9 protein-coding genes are annotated in these 14,148 nt (G+C 49.8%); 2 read left to right on the forward strand and 7 right to left on the reverse strand.

The genetic code is table 11. The features are described 5' to 3' along the window. The first annotated feature begins 9 nt into the window (after positions 1-9). Positions 10-2,154, forward strand: coding sequence for a right-handed parallel beta-helix repeat-containing protein (locus ACO08I_RS05140; RefSeq protein ID WP_282774259.1), 2,145 nt, complete (start codon positions 10-12; stop codon positions 2,152-2,154). A gap of 91 nt (positions 2,155-2,245) precedes the next feature. Here the strand turns inward: ACO08I_RS05140 and ACO08I_RS05145 are convergent, their stop codons facing one another. The 6 genes from ACO08I_RS05145 to ACO08I_RS05170 all read right to left on the reverse strand — a co-directional run bounded on the left by ACO08I_RS05145 (position 2,246) and on the right by ACO08I_RS05170 (position 9,431). Beyond that, on the reverse strand, positions 2,246-2,926 hold the full coding sequence (locus tag ACO08I_RS05145; protein ID WP_282774256.1) for a DNA alkylation repair protein: 681 nt from the start codon (positions 2,924-2,926) through the stop codon (positions 2,246-2,248). After that, the gene (locus ACO08I_RS05150; protein WP_421948705.1) at positions 2,923-3,828 is read right to left on the reverse strand and encodes a hypothetical protein; all 906 of its coding nucleotides are present in this window, start codon (positions 3,826-3,828) and stop codon (positions 2,923-2,925) included. The genes ACO08I_RS05145 and ACO08I_RS05150 overlap by 4 nt, the downstream gene beginning before the upstream one ends. A gap of 412 nt (positions 3,829-4,240) precedes the next feature. Next, on the reverse strand, positions 4,241-5,377 hold the full coding sequence (locus ACO08I_RS05155) for a PKD domain-containing protein (RefSeq protein WP_421948706.1): 1,137 nt from the start codon (positions 5,375-5,377) through the stop codon (positions 4,241-4,243). Further along, positions 5,371-6,657: a hypothetical protein gene (locus tag ACO08I_RS05160; RefSeq protein ID WP_421948707.1), complete on the reverse strand. Its 1,287-nt coding sequence runs from the start codon at positions 6,655-6,657 to the stop codon at positions 5,371-5,373. Before ACO08I_RS05160 ends, ACO08I_RS05155 begins: the two co-directional genes overlap by 7 nt. Then, entirely contained in the window at positions 6,657-7,220 is a 564-nt protein-coding gene (locus ACO08I_RS05165; protein WP_044228259.1) for an RNA polymerase sigma factor, read from the reverse strand. The genes ACO08I_RS05160 and ACO08I_RS05165 overlap by 1 nt, the downstream gene beginning before the upstream one ends. 87 nt (positions 7,221-7,307) lie before the next feature. After that, positions 7,308-9,431, reverse strand: coding sequence for a T9SS type A sorting domain-containing protein (locus tag ACO08I_RS05170; RefSeq protein ID WP_421948708.1), 2,124 nt, complete (start codon positions 9,429-9,431; stop codon positions 7,308-7,310). A gap of 115 nt (positions 9,432-9,546) precedes the next feature. Here ACO08I_RS05170 and ACO08I_RS05175 point away from each other — a divergent pair, with 115 nt between their 5' ends. After that, on the forward strand, positions 9,547-10,821 hold the full coding sequence (locus tag ACO08I_RS05175; protein WP_421948709.1) for a replication-associated recombination protein A: 1,275 nt from the start codon (positions 9,547-9,549) through the stop codon (positions 10,819-10,821). Between the two features lie 631 nt (positions 10,822-11,452). On the opposite strand, the gene ACO08I_RS05180 is transcribed toward ACO08I_RS05175, so the two are convergent. Continuing rightward, on the reverse strand, positions 11,453-13,966 hold the full coding sequence (locus tag ACO08I_RS05180; RefSeq protein WP_421948710.1) for an Ig-like domain-containing protein: 2,514 nt from the start codon (positions 13,964-13,966) through the stop codon (positions 11,453-11,455). Positions 13,967-14,148: the final 182 nt, after the last annotated feature.

Below are 14,148 nucleotides of genomic sequence, written 5' to 3' on the forward strand. Positions count from 1 at the left end.
ATGTGCATTATGCGTTGTAAACTATTCCCCATTCTCTTTACCCTACTGAGCTATTCGTTTCTGCAGGCACAAACGGAAGTCAGTGGTGGCATTTTCAATCCGGTTGTCTGGTCTCAGTCAGGAAGCCCATACCTCGTCACCGGAGATGTAGTGGTCTTCCCGGGTGCAAGCTTAACTATTGAGCCTGGCGTTGAGGTTCAGTTTACTGAAAATACGGGCATTGAACTTCGATCGGGTTCTATATTCGCCAATGGCACAGCAACTGAACCCTTGTTGTTCACCCTGGCCCCTACTACACCACAAGAGAGCACCTGGCAAGGCATCTTCAGTACCACCCCTCTATGGACTACCATCGCGATGGAGTTTAGCCACTTCACTATGGAATATGCAGACAAAGGAATAAAATACAATGGTGGTGGCTATCGATTCGTCAATGATGCCACCTTCCAATTCAATACTGTAGCCATCGAGCACGGCGATGAGGGTTACGATTGGCCGACTATGACCAACTGCAACTTCTCTGACAATACTGTAGGGGTGCGCGGGCGAGCGGCCTTCTTTAATTGTAATTTCAGCAATAACGAACGTGCTACTGAAGACCTTTATACTTTTTCGGATGGCAGCGAAGGCGCACGGGTCGTAGATTGTATCTTCACCAATAATGAGTTCTGCTTCATCAATAATAACATCGTCATCAACCGGGCCATTATCCGGAACTCTACTTTTCAGGATAACGGTCAGGTAGCCACAGCCCTATTAATCGATGCGGACAGCTCCTCTTTCATTGGCAGTACGGAGTATGGAATTTATGCCTACCGGACCAATATCCGCAACTGTTTTTTTTCGGATAATGCGCTGGGGGTCCGAACTACGGAGACTTCCCCGGAAAGCAATATCATTAATAATACCTTTACCAACAATACCATTGGTATTCAGCTGGATGGTCCGGGAGCTATCGTCCGAAACAATACTATTTGTGACAATGACAGCATCGGCATTTATATCGCTACGCCCAATAATGTCAACATCTCTCAGAATTGCTGGTGCACAACTGAGTTAACAGATATCCACGATGCTATCTTTGATGCCAACGATGATGTAGCCTCCGGCATTGCCGTTTTCTTACCGCTGGATATGGAATGCCTCGGTCCGCTTTTCTACGCTGGCGACATCAACAGCGATGGGATTGCTAACGCCTGGGATTTACTCAATATTGGTGTTCATTTCGGGCAGGAAGGACCGGCACATGAGGAACCTAATACCAGCTGGACTGGACTGGAAGTACAAGACTGGGATGCAACTACCATCAATGGCCTAAACCTTAAGCATGCTGATGCGGATGGCAACGGGCTCATTGACGAGGGTGATGCCGAAGTCCTAGCGATCAATTATGACCGTTTTCATAACTACTCCGCCGATCTGCCTGCAGTTTACAATGATGATGGCCCTTATGAGCTGCATTTGGAACTCCCTGAAATTATCGTCCCGAACCAATCCCTGTCCCTGCCACTGAGTATAGGCAATATCGGCAATCCGCTACCTGATTTTTACGGTATTGCCTTTGCCATAGCTGCTGATACCAAATTCTTTGAGACTGGTTCCTTTAGCCTTGATTTTACGGATTCCTGGTTAGGTTCAGAAGAAGAGCTGCTGTACATCTTCCAGGAAGCTCCCGACAAAAACCTTATCGAAGTAGCTATCGTCCGCAAAGATGGGCAAGCCGTCAGCGGTGAAGGCCTAATTGCCGAACTTAACTTTGTGATGAGCGAAGACCTGATCATCTCCATTCAGTCGGCTGGATTCGGTAACGAAGTATTACCCTATCTGGATCTGGTCGATGTGGCAGCTATCACTCACGAAGGTATCCATATCAACACCACTTATACGCCTCAGGAAATCACGAACAGTGAGGAACAAACACTAAATCCAACAACCATTTCTCCGTTCCCCAACCCAAGCAGCAATCGTATTTTCCTGCGTGGTGAAGCGGAATTCGTTAAATCCTACCGCTTGCTCAACGCACAGGGACAGGTAGTGCAGAATGGAACACTTCCTGCCAATGGAATCATGGTTGCCGGTCTAACCACTGGGCTTTACACGCTGGAATGCCTAACCGAAAAAGGCTTGAGTGCCCATAAAATTATGATTCAATAAGCTGTCCAGGAATCAGATACCATTCGAACCAGAGCAGGTAATGATCTGCTCTGGTTTTATAAATCAGGAATGACCATGGATAATGGCGGGGCTAAAGGTGCTTGGTGGCTTCCCGGATGGTAAGCGTGGGTAGTTGAGGGTTCTGGCGGACAAAACCACGAACGCTTTCGGGTGCCGTTCGGGCGTATTGCCGGAGCGCCCAGCCTGCACCTTTCTGCACAAAAAACTCCGTGCTGTCCGCCCGGCGGAGGATGTAGCGGAAAAGGCGATCGGTGTCTGTCTTTTCTTTATACCCCAACTGGAAAATGATTGCGGCACGTTGAAACCAAAAGTCGTCAGATTCTATCCACCGGTCAGGGTAATCTTTTTGGTACTCCGGGAAGCGCAATAAGAGCCCACCGGCAATTTTGGGAGAAAGGAAATCGACGGTATCCCACCAACAATTCCGGGGAATTAGTTCTTCCACGAGATCCAGAAAATCAGGGGTAAGCCTTCGGAGTGACTTTTGCAGCAAATCGTTGACGGCATATTGCAGCTCCCGGCGGGCATCAGGTTTGAAACACAACCGGCATACAGCTTTTAGCTCCGCTCCTTCCGGCATGCCCACAGAAGCGATATGGTTTTTGACGATAGCTTTGCGCTCCGGAGTTTTGATCCCATAAAACCGGGCGTTGTGTTTCATATAGGCCTCCATCTGAGCAGCTTGCCCGGGGTTAGCGTTGGCTTGAAAGGCATCCTTTAGCAGGCTTACATAGGCTTCGGGGGTGGTCATAAATGCTGTATAGCTTCGATAATTTCGGCTTCCGCCATGGGTCGCATATAAACATTCAGCAATTTGTCCGCAGCTTTTTTCAGGCGGGCAGCACCAAAATGCAGTTGCCCTTTCGACATCCCATAAGCGATGACTTGCCCGGAGGCCCGCCGCGGAATATTCAACCCACTGAAGTGGCGGTCACTGGAGTACAATTTAGTGATTACATTGGAATCATCCAGCCAAAGGAAGGCCTCCTGGCTTTCGAAACTATCGGTATTGGCAATAATTTTGGCGGTCACCATGACCTTAGCATCTTTTCGGGCGTAAAAATGACCACACTGATACCAGGAGCAGCGCTGCACCGCAAAGCCAAAGTAACGCCGGTTTCCTACCTTGCGTACTTCCACCTGGGTTTTGACCGGGCGCCAGTCGAGTAAAGTATTACTCTTTACAGAACGTATCGTAGGCAGGCTGCGGGCGAATAGTTTAGCGCTGCCCGGAGGATGAACGCTGTGCGGGCTTACCGGAATTTCCATCATCACCGGCTCGCTGAGTTGCAAAGGGGCACCGTCCTTAAATATGTTGAACTGTACCTGGCTGACCGCATCCACAACGCGATCTTCCGAAGCGGTGGGCCGTGCAGCAAGCAGATGCTCAAGCGGGCTGCTGATTTCTGTAAGCCGGACCTGAATCTGTCCGTCAATCCGTTGACCGGTGGTAGTGGAAAGCGAATGCGCGGGGAAAGTAAGACGGGTCCCTTTTTCCCCAACGATAGTGCTGTTGCGGGCAGCATTGATCAGAAAGGCCTGCTCAGGCGGGCGGTGTTTCAAGAAAAACTCCTCCAATGTCCGATAGGGGCTGCCTGAATAGGTCAGCACCCTGGGTACGTGGCCAGGTATCATACTTTTTTGTTTTCTCATAGTTGGACTTGTACGGTTAGCCATACATGCCCGGTAAATTAGACCGTAATAGTTAACTGTGCGCTGCCTGTAGCCAACGCAGGGACATATTCAGGGAGGTAAATGCCAAAGCAGCTAAACTAAGTGACTATTGATGCACAACCGGCATGCAAGGCGCATCCGTAGCCTGCTGCTTGTTCAATCTGGAATAGGAATGTATGCTTGAACGGGGAGTATATGGAGGGTATAGCAGCTTTTACGGCACTGCAATAGCAAAGGTTGCAAAAAAGTCACCATTTTTCTCCCTACGCCAAAGCAATAGGGTGTGATTCATAGTGCCTTTCAAAGATACTAAGATTAGAGGGGTTATTCAAGGAATAATTTTCTCCTTGTGCAGGTAAGTTATAAAGGCCGTACCAGCCATTAATTCGCATTAGTCAGGAATAGCTACGGCGATGGTGCCTGTTGCTTCGGCTGTTTTCCAGGGCGCACCGGCCTCATCGTATAGCTGGCACTGAAAACGGATGCCCAACTGAAGGGTTGGCTGTCCGAGGCTGTTGTTTTCGTAAGGCCCGGCACTTTCAATACTGAAACTGAATGACGGAGCCTGGCTACCTGCTGCGGTGGAATAGAGGTTGCCCTGCTCATCTTGATACCGGATGACTACTCCACTGGAGGGCCCCGGGATCACTACTGTATTTATTTCAGTTTCTATGCCGCCGTCTATGCGATTGCGGCAAACTGAAGCTTGCTGTAAAAGAATGGTCTGGCAGGAGGCGGCGATGCAATCATCCGGAAACAGCCCCTCTAAACAAAGCGTAAACTGACCGGTACCCTGTGGGGGTAAAAAGCTAAAAATGGAACCGGGTTGACTAATAATAGAGTCTTGCCAAATAAGCTGCTCGGGGGCCCCACCCTGATCATACGTTGCCACGATAAGCGAATCAAAGAGAATCGTAGTGTCAACGGTAAAGCTCACCTCACAACCCTGCTGAACGGTGTTAAAAGAGAAACTTTTTCTGGTATAGCTTTGGCAGTCGCCCTCTGTAATGGTGGTAAGCTCCACCTCATAGGTCCCCGGTCCCGGAATTTCTTTTTCCACGGTAGAGGTACCTGCCGCGGAACCATCATAAAAAGCCCATTCATGGCTGAGGGCCGGTGCGCCGGCAGAGTGGCTGGAATTAGCAGTGAGATTAAGCGTGTAGGTCGTATCGGTAATTATAGTTCCGGGCTGTATGAATGGGACCTGCCCTACGCCCAGCAGGCTATCCAGGGCGGCAATGCTACCACTGAACTCAAACTGCCAGCCGGGAGCGCAGTCCGTGGAGCAATCTAATTCTTCCAGGCGGCTTAACGACTGTAAATTCCCATCGTTGGTAGGGGACAATTCTGTAAACATAAAATAATTGTCTACTCCGGCAGCCAACTCAAATGCAGTACTGTCGAGATTGCCCTCCAAGCGAAATACAGGATCACCATCGGTGGGCTCCGGCAGCTCCGTCGGATCGCATGCCATAAAGGCAAGCACCATACTCCCAAAAAGCACCACTGCCCATCTGTAATTTACCATAGTTTGTATTTAAGCATCAGATCAAATGAAACCGGGGATAACCGGGGCTGTTCAGGGGCCATTTCTGTAAGGATGGGGGTAATGCTATACTGCACACGCCCTGCCAGCTGTAGATTGGGAAAGATTTCAAATGTATACCCTGCCTGTGCCCGGAACAGCCATTGGGAAAGCCCCTCTGTTGCGATCCACCCTTCTGAAATAGCAGAAACCGGCCCGTAATCCAGCTCAGCTTCCGGCTTTTGCGCCTGCTCCAGCTGTCCCCTTGCACCAAACAGATACGTAGCACCAGCACCGGCGTGCAACTGATGACGGCCAAGCGCATAGGTGGCACCCGCATTAACATCGACATAGTGCAGACTGTTGGCCCTCAGTTCAAACGCATTTTCTGTAAGGCCGAACCCGTAGGTCCGCTGCAGGGAGGCTTGCGTTGGCAGACCAGACAACGGCCTGATCCGGTATAATCCTTCGGCGTAAAGCCCGAAGCCATCACGCCCCGGCCAGCTTGCGCCCAACCCCAACAGTGCACCAGCCTGATTGCCCTGAGCAGGCAGGCTGCCTCCCAATATCGTTTGTACAGACCAGCGCTTGCGGACCGGCCAGCAAGGATCCGGTAATTCGCCCACATCCCTGCGACTTCCTCCTTCCACCGCAAATGAGAGCACAGGCATTGGATCAAAAACGGCGACCATTTGCCTTTCCGGCTGTTGCTCTTCCTGACTTTCCATCGCTACAGGAGGGGCAGTGGACTCAGCGGCAGGTGCTTTTCCCGGTGAGATTAGCGTTTTAAAGATATCATTTTCGAGTTTAAAAGCTTCAGCCTGAACACTGCGTTCGACCGGCTTTGGAGCGCTATTTGCGGGTTGGGCTATCTGTGGCGGTTTTACACTGCCAGTGGATGCAGCCGATAAGACAGGCTCTTTTTTATCGCCAGCGGCAGCGGCCTCTGCTGAATCAACAAGCTTTTCAAGACCGGCAGCCTGATCAGGCTCTGCAGAGACATCAGTTGATAGCGAGCGCTCCACCGCCTTCTTTTCTGCAACCGGTTTTTCTGATAATGTCGCAGAAGCAGTGGATCCTGGCTTCGATGTAGAAGGCCATAGGGCAACGACCACTACCGCTAGTGCAATGGCCAATAACCCGGACCGCCACCACCAGATCGCCCCGCGCCGGGCATCGCGGTCATCCAGTAATTGCTGAGCGGCAACCCAGTGCGCTTCGTTGAAGGGCAAGTCCCGCCCATCCATTTTCTTCCTGAAAAATTCGTCCATTGGTTCCATCATCACACGATCTTTGAAGCATTCATAGCGTTGCGTATCATTTCCTGTAGTTTTTTGCGGGCTGAAGCCAAATGCCAGCGGGAAGTCCCCTCACTGATGTCCAGCATCTTACTAATTTCCGTATGCGGATAACCATCTATTGCAAATAAGTTGAACACCTTGGAACTCATTGGGGGCAATTGGCGGATAAAGCCTTCCAGTTGCTCCGCGTCAAACTGTTTGTCTGCCTCATTGTAATCCACCCCGCCCTGCGCTTCCGGCAGGTCTTGGATAGAGGTGGAGGCGATTAATTCTTTAACCTTCCGGTTCTTACGGAAATCGTCAATCAAGGTGTTAATAGTAATCCGCTTAGCCCATGCCGCAAAGGGCACATGCCCGGGTAGCCGGTCCAGGTTATCCAGAATTTTCAGGAAAGCCTGATTGAGCATGGCTGCCGCATCCGGTTCGTTTTTTCGGTAGCGAAGACAAACCCCCATGAGCAAAGGATAGCAGAGCCGGTAAAGGGCAAACTGTGCCTTCCGGTTTCCATTCTGGCAATCCTTGATCAGCTTCGGGTCTATTTCCAAGCTATACTAATAGGTTGTTCTGGTGTAAAATAGCAAAAACCGGGCTCAACCGGGTATTCCCTGATTGAGCCCGTATCGTAAAGGGTGTTATTGTTTCATCCACTTTTGGGTCAGCAGCTGACCTTCTGCGGTGACTTGCAGGTAGTACATTCCTGCAGGCAGTGTGCTTACGTCAAGCGTAGTAGTGGTGCTACTCATCTCTACATTCGTGCGGCTAAGGACCATCTGCCCTTGCGCATTCCACACCTGAATAGCGCCCTGCCCCTGCATTTCGGCAGCAACCACCTTTAGCGTGGAGGTTGCCGGGTTAGGGAAAACAGACAGTACAGCTTCCGCAGCCAGCTTGTCCGTATCGGTGATGCTTTCTTCTCCGATTTCAAAATAAAGGCCTTCTGCACCTGGGTTATCCTCGCTCAGGGTGACCCAATAGTACTGCTGCTCGTATCCCATGTGCTCAATGACCACTTTGTAGGTACCGTACGCCAGGCTTGGGAACATAAATTCGCCATTGGCATCGGTGTAGGTATAGCTTACCGGATTTTCTTCTTCGTCCAGCAGAATTATGGAAACACCTTCCATCGGTTCACTGCCCCGGACTTCGATCTCACCAGATTGTAAGTTCGCGCCATCTGCAACGTAGCCACCGATAAATCCTGGACCACCAGGGTTGTCGCCGGGGATCAGGGTGAAATTGAAAGAGCCCCAGCCATTAAATGGCAGGGTGACCGTATTGGCTTCGTCCCACCAAAGGACATGGCTGTAGTAAGTTGGCAGATGGTTTTCATACCCATTCGTACCGGGTGCCAGCGCAGCCTTGATCAGGTACTCACCGGCAGGCTGTGCATCAAACTTGTAATACGCTGCGCCCTCAAAGCCCAGGCTCTCCATTTCCGTAGTGTCTACGGCCGTAAGGGTGCCTTCTTCCTCATCGTACACAATCAGATAAACCCAACCTTCCATCTCACCACCGTTAATACTGTCGGGCAGGTAAACATACCCGTCAATGATGAAGGGTGCTGAGGGGTTAATGATAAAAATACAATCCGTGGAAGTACAACCATCGTCGGTCGTTATGGTCACACAGTAGTTGCCAGGCTCTACGTCCTGAATGGTTGCTGTAGTCGCTCCGGTACTCCAGTTATAGGTAACTGCCCCGGTCGCCCCGGAAACAACGGCTTCCAACATCGTACCATTCTGAACTGTGATAATCTCAACAGAGCAGGAGTCTGTCCCGCCCTGATACCAGTAAGTAGCCGTGGCCGTGCAACCTGCAGCGTCAGTAACGGTAACAGAATAGAAGTTCACATTCGGGTCTATATCTGTTGAAGAAAAGGTGGATCCCGTATTCCAGTTGTACGCAAAGGGCGCAACGCCTTCCGGAAATGCCTGTAGTTCCATGCCCCATGCACCTATCTCGATACTAACGCCACATGGGGTCGGGAAGTAATCTGCGCAGGCCGTAGCTTCGCAGCCTTCTGCATCCGTAGTGGTCACACAGTAGGTCCCTGCTTCTGTTACTTCGATAGAGGAAGTCGCCTCACCTGTACTCCAGGAGTAATCAATCGCGCCCAACCCGTAAGCAAAGGCTTCGATTTCCAACCCGGCAGCGGTTGAGGTAGAAACCAGATTGACCACGCAAGTGGAATCTGAACCGTTGCCTCCGGTTGCATCATAACATGCAGTGGACGTACACCCTAAGGCATCGGTAACCGTAGCGCAGTATAGCCCACTGCCATCTGGCACAATACTCTGAGTGGTTGCTCCCGTGCTCCATTCGTAGCTAAACGGCGCTACTCCAATCATTGTGGCAGCCACTACATTATCCTGCCAGTCCGGATAAACAAAAGCCTGACAGGTAATCTGAACATCACAGTAAGTGAAGTCAATAACCACCTCACTATTTCCCGGGAACCAAGTCCCGTCACCAAAGAGGAAGTTTTGATCACAATTGGTTATCCTGGCGTATGCCCATCCCTGCGTATCGGCATCATCGAGGGTGAACTCAACCGAGTAGGCGCCGTTTTCATCGGTAAGGGCAACAGCGGATAAAAAGCCGCCGCTTATCAGAGAGTCGGTAAAGACTTCAACGACCAGTGCTTCTACCGGCGTGCCATCTGTATTGGCAACCGTTCCACTGACGGTCACCTGATTCTGAGCAAAAACAAAAACGCTTAGTAAAAGCGCGGTTGTTATTGTAATAATCTTCTTCATGTTCGTTTTTTGTACTACAGTTGTTGATAATTCATTCAGCTTTGCAAAGCTTTCAGTTACCTTCACGGGCAATTTGGGTGAAGCGTTGGGTTAGAAAAGAAAAAAATATTTTTTTATGAGACCACTGGCAGAACGGATGCGCCCCCGCCAATTGGCAGATTACGTAGGGCAGCAACATTTAGTAGGACCGGGCGCGGTCTTGCAGCAGGCTATTGAGTCTGGCCAAATCCCGTCCTTTATACTTTGGGGGCAGCCGGGCATCGGCAAGACCACCCTGGCGAAAATCATCGCCAACGAGCTTGACCGGCCCTTTCACACCTTGTCAGCGATCAACTCCGGCGTGAAGGATGTGCGCGAAACCATTCAGCGGGCAAAAAGCCAGCGCTTTTTCGATAGCCCCAACCCAATCCTGTTCATCGATGAGATCCACCGCTTTAGCAAATCCCAGCAGGACTCCCTGCTCGGGGCAGTAGAGGAAGGCGTCATCACGCTTATTGGAGCCACTACGGAAAACCCTTCCTTTGAGGTCATCCCGGCCCTCCTCTCCCGCTGCCAGGTGTATGTGCTGGAACCACTTAGCAAGGAAGAACTGATCGGGCTTATTGAGCGGGCCCTCAAAGAAGATGAGTTTTTGAAAGGGCAGAAAATCAACATCAAAGATTATGATGCCATACTCCTCCACTCCGGTGGAGACGCCCGAAAGCTTTACAACATTCTGGAATTGGTGACGAATTACGGCAAGGCGTCCGAGCCCATCACCGTGACCAATGAAATGGTGACCCAAAAGTTACAGCAGAATATCAGCCGGTACGATAAAGGCGGAGAGCAGCACTATGATATCATATCGGCCTTTATCAAATCCATCCGGGGCAGCGATCCAAATGGAGCCGTCTATTGGCTTGCCCGCATGATCGAAGGAGGGGAAGATGTGAAGTTTATTGCCCGTCGGCTGCTGATATCAGCGGCAGAAGATATTGGTTTGGCCAACCCCAATGCCCTCCTGATGGCAACCACCACTTTCCAGGCCGTGCAGGCGGTCGGACTGCCCGAAGGCCGGATTATTTTATCCCAGGCGGCTATCTACCTGGCCAGCTCCCCAAAGAGCAACTCGGCCTATATGGCTATCAATCAGGCCCAGCAGCTGGTCCGGCAGACGGGCAGCCTACCAGTGCCCCTGCACCTCCGTAACGCCCCCACTAAACTGATGAAAGACCTGGACTATGGCAAGGACTATAAATACAGCCACGATTTCCCAGGCAACTTTGTACAGCAGGATTTCCTCCCGGATCAACTAAAGGGGCAAAAGCTTTTCGAGCCGCAGGATAATGCCGCAGAGCAGAAGTTGAAGCGGCAGCTGAAAGAGTGGTGGAGCGATTGGTACGGATATTAAAAAAGGCTGTGCGAAAAGCACAGCCTTAGCTTATAATCCCATGAACATATCTAAAAAAATCTCACGAATAGTACGTATCCAAACGTAAACGACCTTTGTTTAACCTAGTTGGAATCGTACTCTTGTATTTTAATCGGAGATTATAAAAAATAGTAAGCCGTTCAGCCATTGTAGCGAACGGCTCACTACTAACAAATTATAATCCCATGAACATATTCAAATCTTAGTGGTGAAAGGTGTTTTGCAGCCCGTTGACAACATTTCTTCCCTCTCACACTACAAATATTCAACATTATCCAGGGAAGAACAAAGACAAAAACAAGGGTTTGTGAAAAATGAAAACGGCGAATCCGCAGCAGAAGCCAAGAATAAACAGGCAGTAGGAAGTTAGCTTGTGAAAAAAACTCAGGATCGCACAAAAAAAAGTCGCACATTTCTGTGCGACTCAATAGCAATGATTATAATTCCACGAATGTATATACAATGAATGTATTACCAAGTTTGATGCGCTATTAACGCTTTGCAGGTACAAAATAGTATATATTTTTCCTGCATACTTCCCGATACACCCTCTTTTTTCGATGATTTACGAAATGAAAGGCTTAACGGGGAAAGGACAATCCGGCATGCTTTACCGGATCACCTGGAATTTCTTGTTGACCACACCGCGCTCGGTGTAGGCAGATAAAACGTAGATACCATTGGCAAAGTCCCCTACAGATATCTGCATGCGGTTCGTCAGCACATTATCGGAGTCGAACATTGGGCGGCCAGTCAGGTCATGCACCACGATGCGTTCGAAGTCCTGCTGCCCGTTCAGGTGGACATTGATGAAGTCCCGGTTGGTCGGGTTTGGATAAAGTTTCAACTGATCAGCATCAAGCGGCTCATCTTTCGCTTCCTCATCCAAACGGATGTGGATCGTTGCCCCACCTATATTGATGCCGTAAGAACTGCCACTACCATTCATAACGGTAGAAGAACCGCCGCCAACCTGCAGGGCTAGTGCCCCGTCGTCGTCACGGAAGCCGTCCAAATCGTCAGAAATAATAAAACTTACAGCCCCAATTGTACCATATCCATTCGCAGCGATTGCATTGGTACGGGTAAAGCCAGCATTAAGCGTACCCTCCTGATCATCCCGCTGCATATACAAAATGGGCGAATTGTAGGTCACCCAGCTGTTGGATTCAAAATCAACGAATACGGAGCCTGGTACCACCAGGTCTGAATTATAAGAGAATGGGAAAGTAAACCCATAGACATTCTCTGCCGGATTACCGGGCGTTCCCATTTTCATTTTCAGTTCTACCAAATCGCCCGGGCTGACATAAAGGTCACCTTCCAGCACGATCTCGTCTTCATAAAACGGGATAACGGAAGCCGTCATAGAGTGGGCATTACCATAAAAGTTACTAATGGCCGTGGTATCTGCAGCGGTAATCAGGCTATCCCCATCTGTATCGAGGTGCTTCAGGTCGATAGGCAGGTTTTGGAATGGGTCATTCCAGTCATCACCATACTTGCCGTACCAAAGGTCAGGGTTAGCATCGGCACGTGGGACACCTACCTCACCAATTGCCCAACCGATTGTCAGCAGGTCCTCCATATCCACAATGCCGTCAAAGTTGGCATCGCCGGACCATATACAATCATCAAAACACATGGGTTCGGAGCCGTCTCCTATATTCAGGATATCGATATCAATTTTCACCGTCTTCAGATAAGCGCAGCTGCCATTGATCTTAACGCAGTATTCCAGTTCAATTTCATCCAGCCCGCTGTCTACACCATCATTAGGAGTGTAGATTATGAGGTTATGACCGGTGATTGGCTGACCCAATATGGTTGTATCCACTTCACCTTCCAGGAAAATGGTAGACCCCAGGTTACCGCTCTCGATAATATCAAAGGAATAGGACTGAATAGGCACGCTGTAGCCCACCACAAGTGGGGTCAGCTTGGGCGTACTCATCCGGAAATTGGTAGCAGAAGGCTCGTATTTGCTTACAAAGACGTACACCGTTGCCGATTCAGACTGACTGCCGGTACCGCCCGGAGGACAGGAAGTATAAGTAAACCAATCTACGCCGGTAAAGCCTGCCGGCGGTGTGTAGCGGAATACGCCCCGCCCGTCAGCCTGAGGATTGTAGGAGGCGGTCCCATACTCTGGCTGAGCCTGCAACTGCACGCAGCTGGCATCTGAACCAAAGAAGTCATTCTCCAAAGCATCAATTTCCACCTGCCCTTCAAAAGGCGTCATATGGAACTCGTCATCAACCGCGAAGGAATTATCCTCCAGGTCCATCACGTCAATTTCAATAACTTTATCGGCGCCCTGATAATCAAAGGCGAGGTAATCAGTACCAACAAAGTCGGTGTTCGGCTCGTAATATGGAATAAACCCATCATTCGTATAGGTACCTTCAGCAGGTGACTGTGTTAGTGTATACTCCTGAGGGATAAAAACCGGGAGCGTTGTATTCTTTTTTGTAAAAAGTCTTGTTGTGTCTGATTGCCTTGCATTCTGGCCCAATACGCTGATGCTTACGGTGCCATTATCACAGGTCCCTGTACTGTCACAAGCGACATAGTTAAGGTAGGCCGTACCTTCAAAATCTGTACTCGGGGTGAAGGTAATTGTACCATCCGTTGCTGAATAAGTGGCGAAGCCGTTGTTGGCCAGCGGAATATTCTTGAGGTAAATAATTCCGGTGGTCGTCAGGTCATTCTGCAGCACGTCGATACTAACCGGTGTGTTGATGTTGGTGGTCGCGTGATCGTGAAGGCACTCCACCGCTGAAGCCTTGACGACAATGTGAAAATTAACTTGCTCGTAAGAAAAGACATTGGTCCAGACCAGCATCGTGAAATCATCTGCCCCCATCTGCCCATCCGTACGTGTATAGGTCAACTCGTAGTTGAAAGGGGAAACTTCCGTCCAGCTTACAGAGCCATACTCAGGTGCAGAAACCAATGCCGGATCGTTTGGCTCGGAGGTAAAGGAAAGTGTGGTGTTGATCTGATGGTACCCCTGGGACTCATAAATCGTGTCCCTCACCGTAGTCTGACTAAGCCCCAACGCAGGGAGCCCCAGCAGAACGAGGAGCAGGATTAGATTTTGCTTTCGTAAAAATACATTCATGGATTGTGAATTTGTTCCCTTTGCCGTGGACTCAAAGAGACGTGCATTGCTATTGTATGACTAAAATACAACAATTCTGTTAATTCTACGCTATTTAGGAGGCTCTGTTTCGAAATAGGTCCTGAATTTTTTCTCCCCTAGCCCTAAAATCAAAACCCCTAAATGGCATTTGATGCCAAAAA

Source organism: Phaeodactylibacter xiamenensis, assembly GCF_965229835.1.
Lineage (GTDB): Bacteria > Bacteroidota > Bacteroidia > Chitinophagales > Saprospiraceae > Phaeodactylibacter > Phaeodactylibacter xiamenensis.

Bases quoted from the DNA above. Each gene is read 5' to 3' on its own strand.
- ACO08I_RS05140 (WP_282774259.1), top strand. From the start codon at position 10: ATGCGTTGTAAACTATTCCCCATTCTCTTTACCCTACTGAGCTATTCG.
- ACO08I_RS05145 (WP_282774256.1), bottom strand. From the start codon at position 2,926: ATGACCACCCCCGAAGCCTATGTAAGCCTGCTAAAGGATGCCTTTCAA.
- ACO08I_RS05150 (WP_421948705.1), bottom strand. From the start codon at position 3,828: ATGAGAAAACAAAAAAGTATGATACCTGGCCACGTACCCAGGGTGCTG.
- ACO08I_RS05155 (WP_421948706.1), bottom strand. From the start codon at position 5,377: ATGGTAAATTACAGATGGGCAGTGGTGCTTTTTGGGAGTATGGTGCTT.
- ACO08I_RS05160 (WP_421948707.1), bottom strand. From the start codon at position 6,657: ATGATGGAACCAATGGACGAATTTTTCAGGAAGAAAATGGATGGGCGG.
- ACO08I_RS05170 (WP_421948708.1), bottom strand. From the start codon at position 9,431: ATGAAGAAGATTATTACAATAACAACCGCGCTTTTACTAAGCGTTTTT.
- ACO08I_RS05175 (WP_421948709.1), top strand. From the start codon at position 9,547: ATGAGACCACTGGCAGAACGGATGCGCCCCCGCCAATTGGCAGATTAC.
- ACO08I_RS05180 (WP_421948710.1), bottom strand. From the start codon at position 13,966: ATGAATGTATTTTTACGAAAGCAAAATCTAATCCTGCTCCTCGTTCTG.